The 19,586-nt window shown below is 70.7% G+C and carries 17 protein-coding genes and 1 pseudogene; 3 read left to right on the forward strand and 15 right to left on the reverse strand.

The genetic code is table 11. The features are described from left to right. Positions 1-97: 97 nt before the first annotated feature. Both C466_RS11140 and C466_RS11145 read right to left on the reverse strand, forming a co-directional pair. Positions 98-1,378 (reverse strand): amidohydrolase, encoded by a 1,281-nt coding sequence (locus C466_RS11140; protein ID WP_004595910.1) that lies wholly within the window; start codon positions 1,376-1,378, stop codon positions 98-100. Positions 1,379-1,469: 91 nt separating this feature from the next. After that, positions 1,470-1,967, reverse strand: coding sequence for a pyridoxamine 5'-phosphate oxidase family protein (locus tag C466_RS11145; protein ID WP_004595909.1), 498 nt, complete (start codon positions 1,965-1,967; stop codon positions 1,470-1,472). A 123-nt stretch (positions 1,968-2,090) separates the two neighbouring features. On the opposite strand from C466_RS11145, the gene arcS reads away from it, so the two are divergent. Continuing rightward, the gene (gene arcS, locus C466_RS11150) at positions 2,091-3,935 is read left to right on the forward strand and encodes an archaeosine synthase subunit alpha (protein WP_004595907.1); all 1,845 of its coding nucleotides are present in this window, start codon (positions 2,091-2,093) and stop codon (positions 3,933-3,935) included. A gap of 31 nt (positions 3,936-3,966) precedes the next feature. On the opposite strand, the gene C466_RS11155 is transcribed toward arcS, so the two are convergent. Continuing rightward, complete coding sequence (locus C466_RS11155; protein WP_004599797.1) at positions 3,967-5,577, reverse strand: SufS family cysteine desulfurase; 1,611 nt, start codon at positions 5,575-5,577, stop codon at positions 3,967-3,969. Between the two features lie 40 nt (positions 5,578-5,617). Between C466_RS11155 and C466_RS11160 the strand changes: the two genes are divergently transcribed. Next, on the forward strand, positions 5,618-6,259 hold the full coding sequence (locus C466_RS11160; protein ID WP_004595903.1) for a type 1 glutamine amidotransferase: 642 nt from the start codon (positions 5,618-5,620) through the stop codon (positions 6,257-6,259). A 159-nt stretch (positions 6,260-6,418) separates the two neighbouring features. On the opposite strand, the gene C466_RS11165 is transcribed toward C466_RS11160, so the two are convergent. The 6 genes from C466_RS11165 to C466_RS11190 form a co-directional block, all read right to left on the reverse strand. Further along, entirely contained in the window at positions 6,419-6,844 is a 426-nt protein-coding gene (locus C466_RS11165; RefSeq protein ID WP_004595902.1) for a universal stress protein, read from the reverse strand. Between the two features lie 166 nt (positions 6,845-7,010). Further along, positions 7,011-7,301 (reverse strand): hypothetical protein, encoded by a 291-nt coding sequence (locus C466_RS11170; RefSeq protein WP_004595899.1) that lies wholly within the window; start codon positions 7,299-7,301, stop codon positions 7,011-7,013. A gap of 187 nt (positions 7,302-7,488) precedes the next feature. After that, on the reverse strand, positions 7,489-9,108 hold the full coding sequence (locus C466_RS11175) for an MATE family efflux transporter (protein ID WP_004595897.1): 1,620 nt from the start codon (positions 9,106-9,108) through the stop codon (positions 7,489-7,491). 83 nt (positions 9,109-9,191) lie between these two features. Then, positions 9,192-9,632: an EamA family transporter gene (locus tag C466_RS11180; RefSeq protein ID WP_004595896.1), complete on the reverse strand. Its 441-nt coding sequence runs from the start codon at positions 9,630-9,632 to the stop codon at positions 9,192-9,194. A gap of 30 nt (positions 9,633-9,662) precedes the next feature. Next, positions 9,663-11,453 carry a histidine kinase N-terminal 7TM domain-containing protein gene (locus tag C466_RS11185; protein ID WP_004595894.1) on the reverse strand — a complete coding sequence of 597 codons (1,791 nt, stop codon included), beginning with the start codon at positions 11,451-11,453 and terminating at the stop codon, positions 9,663-9,665. A 98-nt stretch (positions 11,454-11,551) separates the two neighbouring features. Further along, positions 11,552-12,532: a UbiA prenyltransferase family protein gene (locus C466_RS11190; protein WP_193366051.1), complete on the reverse strand. Its 981-nt coding sequence runs from the start codon at positions 12,530-12,532 to the stop codon at positions 11,552-11,554. Positions 12,533-12,711: 179 nt separating this feature from the next. On the opposite strand from C466_RS11190, the gene C466_RS11195 reads away from it, so the two are divergent. Continuing rightward, on the forward strand, positions 12,712-13,479 hold the full coding sequence (locus C466_RS11195; RefSeq protein WP_004595890.1) for a VOC family protein: 768 nt from the start codon (positions 12,712-12,714) through the stop codon (positions 13,477-13,479). 61 nt (positions 13,480-13,540) lie between these two features. On the opposite strand, the gene C466_RS11200 is transcribed toward C466_RS11195, so the two are convergent. The 6 genes and pseudogenes from C466_RS11200 to C466_RS11225 all read right to left on the reverse strand — a co-directional run. Then, positions 13,541-16,297: a hybrid sensor histidine kinase/response regulator gene (locus C466_RS11200; protein WP_004595887.1), complete on the reverse strand. Its 2,757-nt coding sequence runs from the start codon at positions 16,295-16,297 to the stop codon at positions 13,541-13,543. 140 nt (positions 16,298-16,437) lie between these two features. Beyond that, on the reverse strand, positions 16,438-16,890 hold the full coding sequence (locus C466_RS11205; protein ID WP_004595885.1) for a Zn-ribbon domain-containing OB-fold protein: 453 nt from the start codon (positions 16,888-16,890) through the stop codon (positions 16,438-16,440). Beyond that, positions 16,887-18,053 (reverse strand): thiolase domain-containing protein, encoded by a 1,167-nt coding sequence (locus tag C466_RS11210; RefSeq protein ID WP_004595882.1) that lies wholly within the window; start codon positions 18,051-18,053, stop codon positions 16,887-16,889. The genes C466_RS11205 and C466_RS11210 overlap by 4 nt, the downstream gene beginning before the upstream one ends. Positions 18,054-18,169: 116 nt before the next feature. Then, positions 18,170-18,922 carry a proteasome assembly chaperone family protein gene (locus C466_RS11215; RefSeq protein ID WP_004595880.1) on the reverse strand — a complete coding sequence of 251 codons (753 nt, stop codon included), beginning with the start codon at positions 18,920-18,922 and terminating at the stop codon, positions 18,170-18,172. Positions 18,923-19,040: 118 nt separating this feature from the next. Beyond that, entirely contained in the window at positions 19,041-19,220 is a 180-nt protein-coding gene (locus tag C466_RS11220) for an RNA-protein complex protein Nop10 (protein ID WP_004595878.1), read from the reverse strand. Positions 19,221-19,251: 31 nt separating this feature from the next. Then, positions 19,252-19,586, reverse strand: a pseudogene (locus C466_RS11225) (translation initiation factor IF-2 subunit alpha); the annotation flags it as partial.

A 19,586-nucleotide genomic window follows, 5' to 3' on the forward strand; every position in this document is an offset into this window, starting at 1 on the left:
CGCCGATGGCGGCCGCGCGTCGGCACGCGCCACCGCGTTCGTTTATAAAATCCTTCGCAGATGTTTTAAATACTGGTCGAAAAACCGCTCCGGAGTCTTACGGTCGCGTCTCGGCGACCCGTCGGATCGCGCCGGCGATCACGTCGATACCGATCGCGATGTCGTCCTCGACCACGTCGAAGTCGGTCGTGTGGTGGCCGCCCGGGTGGTCCGTCCCGACGCCGAGGTAGCAGGCGAGTCCCCCCTGCTCTTGGACGCGGTTCATCAGGTAGGTGGCGTCCTCGGAGCCGCCGAGGTCGTCGCTGTCGACGATGTTCGTGACGCCTTCGACGTCGCCCGCGGACTCCCGGACGAGCCCCGCGAGCGCGTCGTCGCTCGTCGCGCTGGGCGCCTCGCCGAGCGTCGACACGTCAACCTCGCAGTCGTGCATCTCCGCGGCCGAGTCGAGGATCCGGTCGGCGTGCTCGGACATGTACTCCGCCAGCTCGGTCGTCTGCCCCCGGAGCTCGCCCTCGATGTGCGACTCCTCGGGGATGATGTTCGTCGCGGTGCCGCCGCCGACGAGTCCCGCGTTCACCCGCGTGGGACCGTCGGCGTGCCGCGGGATGGCGTAGAGGTTCTGGACCGCCGCCGCCATCGCCTGGACCGTGTTCCGGCCCTGCTCGGGGCGTGCGCCGGCGTGCGCGGGCTCGCCCGTGAACTCCGCGAGGAAGTGCCGCACCGCGAGGAACCCCTCGACGCCGCAGACGACCTCGCCCGACGGGTGATCGAGGCCGACGTGGACCGCGTAGAGGTAGTCGACGTCGTCGAGGTGGCCCGACTCGGCCATCGGCTTCCCGCCGGCGACCTGCTCCTCGCCCGGCTGGAAGAACACCTTCAGCGTGCCGGAGAAGTCGGAGTCGAGGACGGCGTCGAGCGCGCCGAGCCCCATCGTCGCGTGGGCGTCGTGGCCGCAGGCGTGCATGAACCCCTCGTGTTCGGAGCGGAACCCCTCCGCCGCCGGGACGTGCTCGCCCGACTCCGACTCCGTGATCGGCAGCGCGTCGATGTCGACCCGCAGGCCGACCACGGGGCCGTCGCCGCGCTCGACGACCGCGACGCAGCCGGTGTAGCCGCCCGAGAGCTGGTCGAGCGTTTCGGGGTCCGCGCCCGCCTCGCGGGCCTGGTCCTCCCACTCCGCCAGCTCCTCGTCGTCCGGGACGTTCAGGCGCTCGTCGGTCGCCAGCGCGTCGGGCCCGACGTGGAGCGCCGTCAGGTCCCGCTCGCGGAGTTCCTCGACGATGCGTGCGGTGGTGTAGAACTCGCGCCACGCGGGCTCCGGGTGGCGGTGGAGGTCGCGGCGGAACGCGCGGTACTCGTGGGTGTCGAGAACGCTCATACCACCCGGTGGCCCGGCGACCGCTTAAACGATCGCCTCGCGGAGAGCCACGCCGGCCGGCGCGCTCAGGGACCGCCCGCCCGCGCTCGCCTCACTCCTCCGTCGCCCCCATGCGCTCGGTGTAGTCCCACGCGTGGAGTCGCTCGGGTTCGACCCGGATCTCCACCTCCTCGCGGTCGGGCCGCAGGAGCCGGTCGGCGGTCGCGTTGTCGGTCCCGCCGAGGTACTTGCTCAGGAGCGACCGGAGGAGCCGCTTGTCGTCGTCTGGGAGGACCGTCGCTCGGCCGCGCCCGCGGACGCCCTTGTACGGCGGGTCGTTGGTCGACACGTCGAAGGAGACCTCGTCGTCGTGCTCGACGAACTCGACGAGGTCCGCGCTCGCGCTCGTCGCGCAGCGGATCGCGCCGGCGGGGTCGTCGGAACCGGTTTCGGCGTCGGTCCCGAATCCCGCGTCCGGGTCCCACGCGAACCACAGCGAGACGATCCAGGGGTGGTCGCTCGGCGTGCGGCAGCCGAGGCGAACCGGGACGCACGCGTCGGCGAGGAACTCGTCGACGCGGTCGCGGTCCCACGGGCCGGTCGGGTCCATATCGGTTTCTGGGTCGCGTTCCGCCTAACAGTTGCGGCGAAGCGATCGGACGGGGATCCGCGAGAGGACACCCGGTCGACCGCGGAACACAAGAGAATTGACCGTCCCCGCGCGAGTGGTGGTATGACCGACTACTTCGAGGTCCACGAGCGCGACGGCGCCGCCCGCCTCGGCGCGGTCCGCCTCGCCGACCCCGTCACGACGCCGGCGCTCGCGGACCCGTTCCTCGACGACGCCGGGAGCCTCTGGGCCGGCGACCGCGAGGTGCCAGAGGGCGACGAGAGCGCGCTCACGGTGCTGCCGCACCGGTCGTTCCCGGCCGGCACGCGCGACGAGGTCCGCGAGTCGTTCGCGGTCGAGCATCCGGACGCAGAGTTTCCCTCCGCGGCGGTCGTCGACAGCCGGAGCGCCCGCGACCTCGGCGCCGACGCGTACCTCCTCTCCGACGCGCAGGGGTTCGTCGGCCACGGCGAGGCGTTCCGGGACGCCATCGTTCGGGCGAAGGAGTCCCTGCCGCCGGACGCCGCCCTCGGCCTCTCCGGCGTCGCGACGCCGCGTAACGTCGCCGTCCTCGCGTACGCCGGCGTCGACCTCGTCGACGAGACGCTCGCGCGGACGAAGGGGACGCAGGGGATGTACCTCACCGCCGACGCGGCGCACTTCCTCGAAGACCTCGACGAGCTCCCCTGCGCCTGCCCGGCCTGCGCGAAGTCCCGGAGCGAGTTCACGCGCGCCGACTGCGCCGACCACAACGCGAACGCGCTCCGCGCCGAACTGCGCCGCGTTCGCGAGCGGATCCGGAGCGGCCGCCTCCGGGATTACATCGAGGCTCAGGCCCGCCACGAGGGGTGGCTCACGGCCGCGTTCCGCGAGTTCGACGACCAGTGGGGGTACGTGGAGGAACGGACGCCGCTCATGCGCGACGCGGAAGTGACGGCGGCGTCGGCGGAGACGCTCGACCGCGTCGAGATCCGGCGGTTCGCCGACCGCGTCACGAGCCGGTACCGAAACCGCTTCACCGACCAGCCGCTCGTGTTGGTCCCCTGTTCGGCAACCAAACCGTACAGCGACTCCCAGAGCCACCGCCAGTTCCACGACGCGATCCAGTGGCGCGGCCACACCGTCTCGATGACCTCGCCGATCGGCGTGGTGCCGCAGGAGCTGGAGACGACGTATCCGGCCCAGCACTACGACTCGGTCGTCACCGGCGACTGGAGCGAAGACGAGATCGGGTTCGTCGCGGAGGTGCTGCGGCGGTACCTCGAACGCAACGACTACTCCCGCGTGATCGCGCACGTCCCAGAGGACGGCTACCGCGAGATCTGCGAGCGCGTCGAGGGCGACCCCGCGGTCGACGTCGACTTCGAGTACACCTGCGTCGACCACCCGACGACGGACGAGTCGCTCGGCGAGCTGAACGCCGCGCTCCAGGGCGAACCCGCCTACAGCAAGCGCGAGCGCGAGCACAACACGGTCCGCGCCATCGCCGACTACCTCCTCGGCGACGGCGCCGGCGACGACCTGTTCGGCGGGCGCGGCGCGGGCGGCGGGGACGGCGTCGATATCGAGCGCTACGGCGGCGAGGCCGACGTCCGGACCACCGGCCGCTACCCCAAGCTCCAGGTGTGGGCCGACGACCCCGACGCGGGCCGCGAGGGGGAGCCGGGCGAGCAGCTGGCGACGATGGTTCCGCAGTACGGGACCCTCTCTTTCACCCTCGCCGGCGCGCGCCGCTGGGTCGAGAGCGACGCGCCGACGAAGCGGGTCGAGATCGACGAATTCGTCCCGCGCGGCTCCGTCCTCGCGCCCGGCGTCGTCGACGCAGCCGACGAGATTCGGGTGGGCGACGAGGTCGTGATCGAGGGGCCGAAGGCGTTCGCGGTCGGCCGCGCGGCGATGTCGGGCCCGGAGATGGCGGGGGCGACGCGGGGGGTCGCGGTCGAGGTTCGGCACGCCGACGAGAAGTGACCGACCCGCGAAAGACGATGCGGTAGCGGTCCTACGCGCTGTTTTTCTGGACGTACTCGCGGGCCGCCTCCCGGATGACGTCCTCCGGGCCTTCGACGCACTCGCGTCGGAGGTCGGGGTACCGTCCGTCGAGCTCGCGGGCGACGTACCCGTCGAGGTCGGCGACCGCCTCGACCGACATGCCTTCGAGGTGCTCCGAGAGCAGACTGGCGACGGCGCGGCTGACCGCACAGCTCCGGCTCTCGAAGGCGATTTCCTCGATACGGCCGTCGGCGATCGCGACGTGGAACTCGCCGTCGTCGCCGCAGGTCGTCTCCTCGGAGGACTTCACGAACGTCGGATCGGTGAGGGAGCCCGGGTTACGGGGGCGGTGGTAGTGCTCGCTGATGAGATCGTGGTAGCGGTCGGAGGCGAGGTACGCGTCCAGGTCGTCGCGCGCGGAGTCGACGACATCGAGGAGGCGGTCGACGTCCGCGCGGGTGTTGTAGACGTAAAAGGACGCGCGAGCGGAGCCGGGGATGTCGAGCCGGTCGTGGAGCGGTTGCGTGCAATGGTCGCCGGCGCGGATGGCGATGCCTCGATCGTTGAGGAGGCTGGAGAGGTCGTGGCCGTGGACGCCCTCGACGTTGAACGAGACGAGGCCGGTGCGCTCCTCGCCGACGCCGGGACCGTACGTCCGGACGAACTCCCGGTCGGCGAGCTCTCGGAGGAGGTACTGTGCGAGCTCGTTCTCGTGGTCGCGGACGGCGTCCATTCCCAGTTCCTCGAGGTAGTCGACGGCCGCGCCGAGGGCGATGCCCTCGGCGATCGGCGGCGTGCCGGCCTCGAACTTCCAGGGCAGTTCGTTCCACGTCGAGTCGGTGAGCGTGACGTTCCGGATCATCTCTCCGCCGAACAGGAACGGGTCGAGCTCCTCCAGGATCTCCCGTTTCCCGTACAGCCCGCCGATGCCGGTGGGCCCGGCGAGCTTGTGGCCGCTGAACGCGAAGAAGTCCGCGTCCATCGCCCCCACGTCGACGGGCCGCGTCGGGGCCGACTGGGCGCCGTCGACGACCGCGTACGCGTCGTGGTCGTGCGCGAGTGCCGCGAGGTCCGCGACGGGGTTGATCGTCCCGAGCACGTTCGAGACGTGGGGGACAGAGACGACCGCGGTGTCGTCGGTGACGAGGTCGCGGGCGGCGTCCATGTCGAGGTGGCCGTCGGCCGTGACGGGGATGTGGCGGACGGTCGCGCCCGTGCGCTCGGCGATCTGCTGCCAGGTGACCAGCGAGGCGTGGTGGTCCATCTCCGTCGCGACGATCTCGTCGCCCTCGCCAAGGCGTCGGCTGAGGCCGTACGCGACGAGGTTGATGCTCTCGGTGGTGTTCTTGGTGAAGACGACTTCCTCGCGGCCGTCCGCGCCGAGGAAGTCGGCGACGCGGTCGTGTGCCGCTTCGTAGGCGAGCGAGGCCTCGTGGCTGAGCTCGTGGATCCCCCGGTGAACGTTCGCGTTGTACCCCGCGTAGAACTCCTCGAAGACGTCGTACACTTGGCGGGGCGTGTGCGTGGTCGCGGCGTTGTCGAGGTAGGTGAGCGGGTGTCCGTTCACGCGTCGGTCGAGCACGGGGAAGTCCGAACGGACCGCTTCGGCATCGAAACTCATGTACCTGCCAAGAGTTCAGTTCATCTTAAATAACTCCCAGATGATACTGGTACTCGATAACGCGGTCGACGGCGGCTACATGGCCGACGAGATCATCCACTTCCTCCCCGACGCCCGCGCGTACCGCTACCCGCACGAGGACGGCGACCCGAGCCTCGAGGGCGTGGACGGCGTCGTCATCGGCGGGAGCGAGGTCGGCGTGTACGATGAGCCCGACCAGCCGTGGATCGCGGCCCAGAAGCGGTTCGCGCGTCGGCTCGTCGCGGAGGGCGTCCCGACGCTCGGCATCTGTTTCGGCCATCAGATTCTGAACGCCGCCCTCGGCGGCGAGGTCGTCGACAGCGGGACGTCCCGCCTCCAGATCCGCGACGCCGAACTCGACGCCGACGAGCCGCTATTCGACGGCGTCGAACCGAGCGTCCCCGTCCTTCACTCCGACGTCGTGACGGAGCTCGGCGACGGGATGGAGGTCGTCGGGCGAGCGGACTACTACGAGTACTTCGCGACTCGACACCGCGACCGGCCGGTCTGGTCGGTCCAGTACCACCCCGAGTTCACTCCTCGGATCGCGGACGAGTACGACGACTGGGAGGCGGCCGACGACGCCTTCGAGGACTCCACCGCCACCCGGACGCTCGCCAACTTCGCGGACCTCGTCGAGTCGTCCGCGGGCGAATCGTAACGGTTGCGAGCCCGGGCCGGGCAGGCGTCGAGACGCCGGACGCGGCGTGTTAAGGTCTCGTCTGACCGCGGTCCGAGACGGCGGCTGGCGGTCACCGCGGCAGTGGAGATCCCCCTCGCCCCGCCCGACCGTCCGAGGTGCCTGTGCGCCGCTCGCCAGTCACGCGCGCCGGTCCGGGAAGACCATCACCGGAACGTCCGCCTCTCGGATGAGGCGGCCGCCGGGGTCACCGGTGATCGTCCGTTTCCAGCTGTCGATGTCTCTGGGCGTGAAGGCGACGAGCGTCGCCTCGGTCATGCCGACCGCGTCGATGAGGCCCGCCGCGACCTCCTGCGCCTCGAGCGTCAGCCACTCGAACTCGAGGTCGTCTCGGTAGAGGATGTCGAAGAAGGTATCGTAGGTCGCTCCCGCGAACTGGTCTCTGCCCGTCTTGATCGTCGTCTCGCCGCTCTCGCCCCGCGTCACGTGCGTCACGATGAGCGTCGTGCCCGAGTCAAGGTGCGGCCGCAGCGCCCGCGCCGTGGCCTCGGCGTCGTCGGGCCCAGCGATCGGCACCAGGATGCGTTCGAATAGCTCGTCGTTCACGAGCGTATCCTCTAAGGGCGCGAACTAAAGCGTGCGGGGCGTTCTCGGTTGTCGACGGTGCGACTCGCAACGCCGGTCGGCAGTCGGCGGTGAACGCCCCGCGGAGTGATCGCCCCGACTCGAAACCGTTCGTTAGGGGTTCGTCGGGATCGCCCCCGAAAGCCGTTCACTCCTCGTCGTCGGCCTCTGCGCCGGCGAGTTCGGAGACCACTGCCTCCGGCTCCTCCGCGTCCTCAAGGAGCAGCCCGGTTCCGCCCGCGGCGATCATGCCCACGCCGATCGCGCGCAGCTGCCGGATGTACGCCGGCTTCGCTTCGAGCTCGGAGGCGTTGTCGAAGTTCTTTCCGAGCATCTTCTTCGTGAGGCGGACGCTCGCCTGTGGGAACAGCGCCGTCACGACTCCCTGTAAGAGTACCAGTGCCGACCCGAACACCCGCGCTTTCTCGCAGTTCATCATACCAGTGTATCAGTGTCGCTGCCGCATAACTATTGTGCCTACCATCCAATACTGACCCCGTAGCGAGCCCCGATTGGACTTTTCCAGACTCTTACTTTTTAAGTATTGTTTACTATGTACAATACTATTCTGCTCACGCGGCGCCCGAACGTGACTTGAGGAACGGCGAAGCGACTCGTCGCCCGCCTCAGTCGTCCGCCGTCGCCTCGGGGCGGTACGCCTCGCTTATCTTCTTCCACTTGCCCGAGCGGAACCGCAGGTAGTTGATCGCGGCGGGGATCGTCGTCTCCGCCATGAACGCGAGGTAGAGTCCCCACAGCCCGATGGCGGGGAGCGCGACCTGCGGGAGCGTGAACCCGACGAACGGGATCTCTACGAGCGGAGTCGCGAAGCCGACGAGCGGGACCTCTACCGCCGGGATCGTGAGGACGTCCGGGATCGTTATCGCCGGGGTCGCGTCGTGTGCGCCGACGTACGCGAGGGGTATCGACACGCAGAACATCCCGAGGAACTGGCTCGCGAAGGGGATCTTCGTGTCCCCGGCGGCGTCGAGGGGACCGGCCGCGCCGCCCGATACCCCTTGGAAGATCACCGCACAGCAGGCCGCGTACACGAGGTCCCTCGCGATCGGGATCTCGGGGCTCGTGGGCGACTGGGCGAACAGCGAGACGATGTCGGTCGCGAAGGTCGCGATGAGCACCGCGGAGACCGCGTACGTCGCCACCGAGAAGCGGATGATGTCGCGGGCGTACGCCTCGGCCTCGTCGGGGCGCTCGACGCCGAGCTCCTGCCCGACGAGGCTGGAGGAGGCGAGGCCGAACCCCCAGCCGGGGGTGTTCATGATCCCCCAGATGCGGCGGGCGATGACGAACGCGGCGACGGTGTTCTCGCCGAACACGTCGAGGATGGCGAGCATGGGGAACTCGGCGGCGGTCCACACGAGGTTGCGCGCGCCGACGGGCACGCCGATCTCGACGAGGTCGCGGAGCATGCCGGGGTTGAGGTACGAGCCCGTCGCGTCGATTTCGACCGGGAACTCGCCGATCAGCGGGGCGCTCCCGCGGACGAGTCCGACGGTGAAGCCCGCGACCGCGAGGACGTTCGAGAGGACGGTGCCGACCGCGGCGCCCTCGACGCCCCAGCCGAAGCCGAAGATGAACAGCGCGCTGAGGACGATGTTCGCGAGCGCGCCGCCCGCCCGGACCTGCATCGCGGTGTAGGCGTCGTCGCACCCGACCAGCACGCGGCTGCCGACGAGGTTGAGCGCGGCGAACGGGACGCCGAGGCCGACCACGCGGAGGTAGTCGGCGCCGTAGGCGATCGCCGCCTCGTTGCTGCTTAAGACGTCGATGAACGCCGGGGCGTACAGCCAGAACGCGCCGCTGACGGGGACGCTGATCGCGATCACGAGGAGCACGCTCGACCGGACGGCGTCGCCGAGCTCGACGAACGCCTCGGCGCTGTACCGCTGGGAGACGAGGGCGATGGTGCCGCCGGCGACGCCGCCGCCGAGCGCGAACGCGAGCCCCCAGTACGGGCCCGCGAAGCCGACGCCGGCGACGGCGCTGGTGCCGACCGCGACGCCGACCATCGCGACGTCGACCGCGTTCTTCGACATCCGCGCGATCCCCGTCACGATCCGCGGCCACGCGAGGTCGGTGGTCCGAACCACGCGGTGGCGGTCGATCAGGCCGACCCGCGCGAGGGCGAAGCCGATGTATAAGATCAGCGCCCGGAACGGGTTCGGGAGGCGGGAGATCAGCTCACGGAGGGAGCTCGGAAGGCGAGACACGACGGATGCGCTCATTTCCCGCTGGCGGCTAAAGGCGTTTCGTCACGCGGCAGACGGTTCCGGATCGGCGGGGTTCGTCGGCCCCAGACGATCCGCTATCAGGCGCCGGAGACGAGGTAGACGGCCGCGGCGGCGAAGACGATTCCGAGCCCCTTGCGGGCGGTGAACGACTCGCCGAGGAACAGGAAGCCGATCACCGACGAGAAGACGAGGAACATCGCGAAGATGGGCGTCACGACGCTCACCGGGCCCAGGGAGAGCGAGCGGTACAGCGCGAGGATGCCGATCCCGAGGAACACGCCCGCGGCGAGCACGTGCGCCAGCTTCGGCGACGCGAGGTGGGTGGTGAAGCCCTGCTCGGTGTAGACGATCACGCCGACCGCCATGGCGACGAGCAGGGTGTTCGAGACGACGACGGCGACGTCGCTCGGGATCGCGTTCGGACCGGTCGTGGCGACGCGCATCAGCGGCGAGACGAGCGCGTACGCGCCCATCGCGAGCAGCGCGTACGGGAGATAAGTCGTGGCCGTAGCGTCCATACGTCGGGGTCGCCGCCCGGCGTCAAGTGCCTATCGACCCGCGTTCGGCGGCGGCCCCAGCGAGCCCGCCTCGTCGGTCTGCGCCGAGTCACCGAGGGGCGGGTCCGGGGGCTCCCCGTCCGAGTCGGCTACCGGCGTCTCCGAGCGGTCGACCGGGACGCAGACCGTCACGACCGTCCCGCTCGGCTCGCGCTCGTCGAACGAGATCCGCCCGCCGAGGTGATCGACGCCCCACTTGACGATCCACAGGCCGATACCGCTGCCGTGTCGCAGCGGCGTCTCCGTGCCGCGGTCCAGCACGTCGTACTCGGCGGGGTCGATCCCGGGGCCGTCGTCCGCGACCGTGACCTCGACCCAGCCGTCCGCGACCGCGGTGTCGATCCGCATCCACGGGGCGTCCGCCTCGTTGTGTCCGACCGCGTTCGTACAGAGGTTCCCCAAGACGACTTCCAACACGACCGGGACGGGGACGGCCGCCACCCGACCGACCTCGACCCGCGCGTCGGGAGCGACCGCTCGCGCCTCGGCGACGGCCGCGTCGACGGCGGCCGTGAGCGGCGCCGACTCGGACTCCTCCGTCGGGTCGAACAGCTCGCCGGCGCTCCGCGTGCGCTCGCTGAGTTCGAGCATCCGCTCGGCGCTCTCCTCGATGATCGACAGGGCGCGCTCGTCGGTCGGGTCCGAGCGGAGCTGTTCGGCGTACCCCTGGATGAGGTTGGTCTCCGTCCGAACGTCGTGGCGGAACACCCGGTTGAGCACGTTGAGCCGCTGTTGTTGGCCGAGGTACGCCCCGACGTCGTGGAAGGTGATCACCCGGGCGGTGGTTCGGTCGTGGTCGTCGACCACGTCCCTGATCGTCGCCTCGTACGGCCGTTGGCCGTCCCGTCCGACGACTCGTATCGCCCGCGGTTTGTCGTCGCCGCTCTCGTCGAGCTCGCGGACCGCGTCGTACTTCGGGACGACCGCGGAGGCGGGTTGGCCGATCGCCTCGCGTCGGTCGACGCCGAACGTCTCGGCGGCGCTCTCGTTCAGGTCGACGAGCAGCCCCTCCGTCCCGACGACGAAGACGGGGTCGTGAAGCTGCTCGAAGACGAGCTGTCGCGCCCGGCGGCGCGGAGCCGGCGCGAGCGTCAGCAGCCGGAACCGCGAGAGCGCGAGCAGGTACGCGACCCCCGAGACCCCGAACACCAGCGGCGTGGGATCCAGCCCAGGAATCGGGATTGCGCCTGAGATGTAGGCGACGCTGCCGGCCCACGGCGCCGCGGTCCCGACGAGCAGCGCAGCGCTCTGTCCCCGGAACGGGCGCGCGTCGTCGCGGATCAGCTGGATCAGAGGGATCGACCCGACTGCGCCGAGGAGGTAGGTGTACCCCGCGATGACGTAGTAGAGGGGCCCGGGGACGACGTCGAGGAACGTCCCGACGGCGGTCTCGCGCACGACCCGGTCGGCCGCGAGGAGGTTACCGGGATCGCCCGCCGCGGCGACGGCGACGGTGGCGGCCGGGAGGACCGACACCAGCGCCACGGAGAAGGGCGTCACGTAGCGGTCGTAGCCCGTGTACGCCAGTGCGAAGAAGAGCCAGCCGACCGGGACGGCGACGACGCCGACCCACTGGACGTCGTACCAGAGCGCCTTCGCCGGCAGCGTCGTCGCCTCCAGCTCGAAGACGAGGAACGTCGCCCACCAGACCTGCCCGGCGAGCAGCACCGCGAGCCACGTCGCGCCCGGCTCCGGCCGCTCCCGCCACGCCAGGATCGCCGCCGCCAGTCCGACCGTCACGGCGACGAGGAGGGTGACGGAGAGCGGACTCAACGCGGTCATGGCGTTTTTTTACGCGCATCGGATTTATAACTCATCGGGTCGAGTTATCTCATTGAAAATTCGGTCTCTCGGCCCTCAACGCCGGGTTCGTCCTCGCCTCACAGCGCGAGGAGGACGGCGCCGGCGACGAGGTAGCTACAGTCCGGTGCGACGCCGAGCGCCGCGCCGTCGAGCCGGTCGGCCAGCGCGGTGACGGTCACCGAGACCGCGAGGCCGACGCCGAGCGCGGCGAGCGCGGGAGGCGACGCGACGCCGGTCGCGGCGGTGGCCGCCAGCAGTCCGGCCGCGACCGCGTCGACGGCGAACAGGACCCGCCGCGTTCCGGTGACCCCGTACGCGACGGGGAGCGTCGCCACGCCCTGCGCTGCGTCGGCCGCCACGTCCCTGACGTTCGGGACCTCGACGTCGACGAACGAGCGGACGGAGACGTAGGCGAACAGCAGGCCGACCGCGTGCGTCCCGACCGAGTCGACGGGAACGCCGGCGAACGCGAGCGGCGCGGCGACGACGGCGACCGCCCAGGCGAGCGCGACCGCCGCGGAGTTGAGGAGGAACACGTCTTTCAGGCGCGGGAGCGAGACCTCGCCGAGCGGCCCGACGCGGTCACCGAGCGGCTCGAGCCGGTCGCCGGCGGCCGGGATCCAGTCGGTGGCGTAGCCGATCCACACCGTGCCGGGGACGAGGACGAGCGCGAGCGCCGCCGGACCCGCGCCGGCCGCGAGCGCGACGGCCAGCCCGTAGCTCATCGCGGCGACGACCATCAGCTGATCCCCGTAGCGGAGCGCGATCCGCGCCCGCAACGGCGTCGAGCTGGCGTCGCCCTCGGCGTCGGCGACGTGGTCCGCGGCGTACACCGCGAACGCCACCAGCCCCACCGCGACCGGCGCGGTCGAGAGCGGCACGCCGAGCGCGACTGTCACGACCGCCACCTCGACGGCCGCGACCAGCGCCGTGAACGGTGCCCCCGCAGCGAACGCGGCGATCTGTCGGAGCCTCCCCACTTCGGGGGGTGTTGTGTGCGAGCGATACTGCGCTGTCGTGCCGTCCGGCGCGGACGGTCTCGTCGGTTCGTTTGCCATTGGAGCGTTCGCCGCCCGGAGACGGCGAACGTCCGGTATGGGGGATCGGGACGTATCTATCCACTCCGTGCGGCGTTAATAAAACGCGTATTTGGGTGGTATCTGTTCCCCCGGTCCGGCGCCGCGGGGCGGGTTCGGGCTTCAGTACGCTTTTGACGCGAGCGGCCGATCGCTCGCCTATGGACGGAACGCTCGATCACGTGATGATCCGCGTCGAGGACCTCGAAGAGAGCCTCGACTGGTACCAGACCCACCTGAACTACGAGGAGAAGGGCCGCTGGGAGGCGGACACGTTCACCAATGTCTTCCTCGGGCCCGAGGACGTCCACGAGGACGGCGCCCTCTTGGAGCTCACGTACAACCACGACGACCGCACCTACGAGATCGGCGACGCGTGGGGCCACATCGCGGTCCGGGTCCCCGAGGACGCGCTCCAGGAGTCGTACGATCAGCTGATGGCGGAGGGCGTCGAGGACTACCGCGACCCCGAATCGTGCGGGAACCGCTACGCGTTCGTGACGGACCCGGACGGCCACGAGATCGAGATCGTCAAGCGCGACCACGGCGCGAAGTGGAGCATCGACCACACGATGATCCGCGTCGAGGACGCCGACGAGGCGCTCGGCTACTGGACCCGGAAGTTCGAGTACACCGAGGTGCCCGGCCGCTGGGAGGCCGACAGCTTCTCGAACTACTTCGTGGCGCCCGAGGACGCCCCGGACGAGGCGATGAAGGTCGAACTTACCTACAACTACGACGGCCGCGAGTACACGATGGGCGACGGCTGGGGGCACATCGCGGTGCGCGTCGACGACCTCGACGACGCTTGGGACGACCTGATGACCCGCGAGGCGCCCGACTATCGCGATCCCGCCTCCTGTGACCACAACTACGCGTTCACGAAAGACCAGGACGGCCACGAGGTCGAGCTGGTCACGCGAGACTGACGAGGCCACGCGAAAAGCCGACCGTTCGAACCCGCTTTTCTCCTGTCGCGTCTCGACCCGATTACTCCGGGGACTCGACCCCGGTGATCTCGAACCGCGCCCCGCCCTCCTCGCTCTCGACGGCGCGCACCGACCACCCGTGCGCGTCGGCCACCTGTTCGACGATCCGCAGCCCGAACCCGGTCCCCGACTGCGAGGTCGAGTAGCCGGCGTCGAACACCTCCTCGCGTCTGTCCGGGTCGATTCCCGGCCCGTCGTCAGCCACGTAGAAGCCGTCCGAGAGCGTTCCGACCGTGACCGTCACGTCCTTGCCGCCGTGTTCCACGCTGTCGTCGGGCTCCGCCCGACTGCTCGTGGAACCGTGTTCCACGCTGTTCCGGATCAGGTTCTCCAACAGCTGTCTGAGCCGCCCCTCGTCCGCGAGGATGATCCCCTCGGCCTCACTACGCAGCGTCGCGTCTCGCGTGTCGACCGTCCGCCAGCAGGAGCCGACGACCCGCCCCAGGTCGACCGGCTCGGCGTCGGTCACGGGGTCGCCCTCGCGGGCGAGCGTGAGCAGGTCGTCGATCAGCGCGGTCATCCGGTCGTGCGCGCGCTCGACCGCCGCCAGGTGGTCGCTGTCGCACTCCTCGCGGGCCAGTTCGGTCCGACCGCGAGCGACCTCAAGCGGGTTCCGGAGGTCGTGTGACACCACGCCGGCGAACTCCTCGAGCCGGTCGTTCTGCCGCTCCAACTCCGCAGTTCGATCCGCGAGGCGACGGGTGCGCGCCTCGGCCTGGAACGCCGTCTCGGCCGCGGTCGCCAGGATTCCGGCGAGGTACTCGTCGACGCTGCCGAGCATGCCCGGCTCCGTCTCGCCGATCGATATCGTCCCGAACTCGCCGATCGGAACGATGAGCAGGCTCCGGAGCGGCGTGTCGACGTCGAGCGCGTCGGTCGTCCGGATGTCGTCGAACTTCCGGAGCTCGCCCGCCTCGAACGCCGCCCAGTTGAGGCTCCCGCCGTCCGGCGTGAACGTCTCCCGCTCGGGCAACACTTCCGTCGCGGGGTCGGAGACGGCGACCGGGACCAGCCCGCCGGCCGCCTCGTCGTAGAGCCGGACGGTGACGATCGAGAACTCCAAGACGTCGGTGGCGGCCGCGACGGCCTGCTCGGCGATCGCTTCCCGCGACTCCGCGCGAACGAGCGTCCGCGTGGCGCCGTGGAGCCGCTCGACGCGGCTCTCGCGCTCGATCCGGTCGAGCGCCGCTTCGAGGTGGTCGGTGAGGATCTCCGCCACGAGGACGTCGGTGTCGGTGAACTCGTGCGGATCCGGGGAGGAGACGACGAACAGCCCGTGGTCGCCGATCGGGCGCAACACGAGGCTCTCCGCCGGCGATGGCTCGTCCAACCGATCTGACGACGAGAGCTCGTCGATGACGACCGACCCCTCGCCGCGGAAGGCGTCCCACGCCAGCGCCGCGCGCGATCGTGCCGGCGCCTCGCGGCCGTACGACGGCTGCTCCTCGAACAGCATCGGCACCGAGTCGCCGAGCGCGGCCGGCTGGAGGCTCTCGCCGTCCTCCGAGAGCAGGTGGATCCCGCTCAACCCGGCGTCGATCAGGTCGTCGACCGCCTCGACCGCCAGCTCGGCCGCCTCGTCGGTGGTTCGCGTGTAGTTGAGCTCCCGCGTCCACTCCCGGAGGCTCGCGAGCGTCCGCTCGCGCTCCTTCCGCTCGGAGATGTCGCGCGTGGTGACGACGTACCCCTCGATGCCGTCCGTCTCGATCCGGTCGCTGCCGACGGACTCGAGCCAGCGGTAGCCGCCGTCGGTCGTTCGGAACCGGTACTCGGCGGTCGGGGGGTCCCCGTCGCCCTCGAGCGCGCCGAGCGCCTCACTCACGGCAGCTCGATCCTCCGGATGGATGTACTCCAGCGCCCGCTCGCCGAGGAGGTCCGACGGCGCGTAACCGATCACGCTTTCGCACGACGGACTCAGGTACCGGAATCGCCAGTCGCTCGACAACACCGTGACCACGTCGCCGGCGTGTTCGATGAACGCCCGGTGTCGCTCGCGCTCGCTGTCGTCGCGGACCACGCCGACGAACCGCCGCTCGTCGTCCGCGGTGAACTCACCGTACGAGATGGAGACGGGGACCTCGTGGCCGTCGCGGTGAAGCGCGTTGAACCGGACGTCTGACCAGTCGACGCTCCGCTCGCCGTCGGCGAGATACCGATCGACCGCATCGAGGTGGTCGTCGCGGTGTCGTTCCGGTATCAGCGTCGTGAGCGCTTCTCCCTCCAGGTCGGCCGGTTCGTACCCGAACATCGGCTCGACGGCGGCGTTCGCGAACCGGATCACGCCGTCGGTGTCGACCGACAGGATCGCGTCCGACGCCCCTTTCGCGACCGCGCGGAACTGTCCGACGGCCTGCTCGGCCTCCCGCTCGGCCCGCCGCTGCTCGACGGCCTCGACGATCCGGTCCGCCAGCCGCTCGCACTGCTCCGTGTCGCCGGACTTCCGGATGTAGTCGGTGACGCCCGCGGATATCGCCTCGCTCGCGACCGCCTCGCTCCCCCCTCCGGTGAACAGGATGAAGGGAAGGTCCGGGTCGCGCTCACGGACCTCCGCGAGAAACGCGAGCCCGTCCTTCCCGGGCATCTCGTAGTCGGAGACGACACACTCGACGTCGCGCTCCGCTAAGACGTCGAGGCCTTCCGCGGCGCCGGGCGCCGTCTCGACCGCGATCCGGTCTCGCTCCTCCCGTAAGAACGACGCGACGACCGCACGCAGGTCCGGGTCGTCGTCGACGAGCAGGACCAGGATGCGGTCGGTCATACACTCGGATTACTTACCATTCGGGTATAATGGTTTTGCCCCGCAGGCGTCGAGCGGTCGTCTCCGTCCGAGCGGTCAGCGGTCGCCGGCCGCGATCGCTCGGAGCTCCCGAATTGGTCCGTCAGCCCGCCGCTCGCGGCTCACTCGCCTTCGGTCGGGGGCTCGCCGTCCGCCGGACGGAAGACCACGAGCCGCTCGCCGTCGGTGGCCCGCTCGCCCACGTCGACCGCGACAGTATCGCCGATTTCGACCGCCGGCGCCTCGTCGTCTGCGCCGCCGTCCCGGACGATCCCCGTCAGCCGCGTCGGACCGAAGTCGACCACCGCCGTCGCGTACGGCGCGTCGGCGGCGAAGCGCGGCGACGGGACGTGGACGACGCTGTACGTCTCGACGGTCCCCGTCTCGTCGAGGGGCTCCCGCGAGAGTTCGGGGGAGCCGCACTCGGGACACACCCGCCGCGGGGGAAGGGAGCCGTGCCCCTCCGGGCAGACGACCGCGAACCCGTCCCCGTCTGCGAGCGCGTCGAGCCACTCGGCGTACGCTCGGTCCGTCGGCGACGAGGCGTCCGCCGCGTCCGCGCCGTCGTCGCTCATTCCGCCACCTCCAGCACGTGGACGACCGCGCTGGCGACCGTGCCGCCCGCGTTGTGCGCGACGCCGACCTCGGCGTCCGGGACGTGCTCGCTGTTGGGGTGGTCGCCCCGCAGCAGGCGGGTCAGCTCCGCGATCTGCGAGCCGCCGGTCGCGCCGACCGGGTGGCCCTTCGCCTTCAGGCCACCGGAGAGGTTCACCGGGAGGTCGCCGTCGGCGGTCGTGATCCCCTCGCGGGCCGCTGAGATCCCTTCGCCGGGCTCGAACAGCCCCAGCGACTCCAGCGCCAGCACCTCGGCGATGGTGAAGCAGTCGTGGACCTCCGCGACGTCGACGTCGGCCGCCTCGACGCCGGCGTCGGCGTAGGCCGCGTCGGCCGCGTCGTCCGCGGCGGGCGTCCGCGCGAGGTGCTCGCGGTCGCCGAGCGCCATCCGGTCGGTCCCCTGTCCGGTCCCGGTCACCGCGACCGAGGCGTCGAGGTCGTGCTCCGCCGCGTACTCCTCGGAGACGAGGACGAGCGCGCTCGCGCCGTCGGTGATCGGGCAGGCGTCGTAGAGGTGGAGCGGCTCCGCGACCGGCGGGGCGTCCATCGCCTCCGCGACGGACACCTCCTTGCGGTACTGGGCGTACTCGTTCGGGAGGGCGTTCTCGTGGTTCTTCGACGCGACGTGGGCGAGGTCCTCGCGGCTACCCCCGTACGCGTCGAAGTAGGCGTTGGCCATGAGCGCGTAGGCGCCCGGGAAGGTCACCCCGGCCCGCACCTCGTAGAGGTCGTCGGCCGCGATGGCGAGCCCCTCGGTCACTTCGTCGGTCGGGAGGTTCGTCATCCGCTCCATCCCGCCCGCGAGAACGACGTCGGCGTCGCCCGCCGCCACCGTCCGGACCGCCTCGCGGACCGCGACGCCGGCGGACGCGCACGCCGATTCGTAGCGCGTCGCCGGACAGCTGACGCCCGCCGCCTCGGCCATCAGCGGCGCCTGGTGGCCCTGGTGCTCGGCGAGGGCGCCCATGAAGTTCCCGTAGTTCAGCTCCTCGACGTCGGCCCTGTCGACCGCCGCGTCCTCGAACGCCCGAAGCGCGGCCTCGCCGAACAGGTCGCGGCCGCTGCGCTCCGGGTGGCTGCCGAAGGGGGTGAGCCCCACCCCAGCGACGCGTACGTCTGTCATACACGAACGATGATCGTGGATGCGGTTTAGCTCTGCCGGAAGCGGGGGTTCCGGTCGGTCGACGAGGGCGCTCGACCGCGGAGAGAAAGGGGGTCGAAGTCGCCGTGCGCTCCCGTTCAGCCGATGTAGCGGAGGTCGTCGTCCGGCACCGCCGGCCCCTCCTGCATCTCGCGGATCTTGCCGACGACCTCCTCCATCTCCTCGGCGCGGTCCTCGAGGCTCTCGTAATCGACGGACATGTCGAGGACTGTCTCCAAGGTCTCCAGCACGGCCCGCGCGCTCTTCGGGTCGACGAGGTAACCGCTCGTCTCGCCCATCAGACAGGCGGCCTCGAAGCCGCGCCGACCGCCGAGGCCGAGCACGAGCCCGGAGACGCCGACGATGCCGCCCGCCGGCTCGTCGGCGCGGAACTCCACGCCGGCGTCCTCCAGGTCGTCGACGAGGGACGCGTCGGAGACCGCGCCGAGGACGGTGTACTCATCGACGAGCTCGCCGGTCGGGACGCCCCCGAGCGCGAACGCCCGCTGGGCGCCGAACTCCTCGGCCACGTCGAGGAACGTCGAGGTGAGCTTGTAGTGGCCCGCGTTCGACCCGGCCTGGTGATCGCCGGTCAACACGAGCAGGTCGGCGCCGTCGGTCTCGACGGCGTGGAACTCGGCGCAGGTCAGGTCCGCGACCCCCCCGTCGTCGACACTCACCTGCGGCGGGAACTCCGTGGCGTACACCCGGCGGACCAGCTCCCCGTCGAACTCCTCTAAGAGGTGTTCGGCCGCCAGTTTCCCCACGTGGCCGACGCCCGGCAGCCCCTCGATCAACACCGGGTCCGTAAGCTCCGGCGTCGCGACCTCGTCGATCTCGATGTCCTCCATACCCCGTCCGTCCGGGCGGCGGTCACAAGAGCGTGGCTATTCCGGTGGCTTGCGTTCCGACGGCTCGCGGTCGACTGGGGTCCGACGACCGGCTGCCGCGTCTCCGGCCGGGAGGGGGCTACTCCGACCGTCGCCGCGCCCGACGGCGGTACTCGCCGTAGGGGTCCTCCGGGCCGAACGGGGCCGGCGCGCTGTTCTCGGTGGGGCCGTCACAGGCCGGACAGCGGTCGCCGAGCGCGTACACCGGTCGGTCGTGAGCGGTCTCCCAGTTCGCGCAGACGCGGATATCTGATTTCACGGTGAAAAATCGCGGGTCGAACGGCTCGCGGTTACTCGTCGTCTTCGCGACGCTCGCGGTGGAAATCGCCGACGCCGCCGGCGGCCTCGATCGACTCGCGGGCGCGCTCGGCGGCGGTCTCGAGCTGCGACTCCGCCGTCTTGTAGTCCGGCGCGCGGACCTTGATCCGGTACTCGGGCGAGCCCACGTAGCCGACGTCGAGCTCGACGCCGTCCGGGACCTCGCCGTTCCCCTCGGCTGCCGCGAGCGCGTCGCGGACGTCGTCGACGCCGTCGGGGGCCGCCGACTCGAGGTCGACGTACCCCGTCACGTCGACGTACGGGACGGAGACGTTGTCGCGGGCGGCCGTGACGACCGCCTCGGCGG

It is taken from the genome of Halorubrum distributum JCM 10118 (genome assembly GCF_000337335.1).
GTDB classification, from domain to species: domain Archaea; phylum Halobacteriota; class Halobacteria; order Halobacteriales; family Haloferacaceae; genus Halorubrum; species Halorubrum distributum.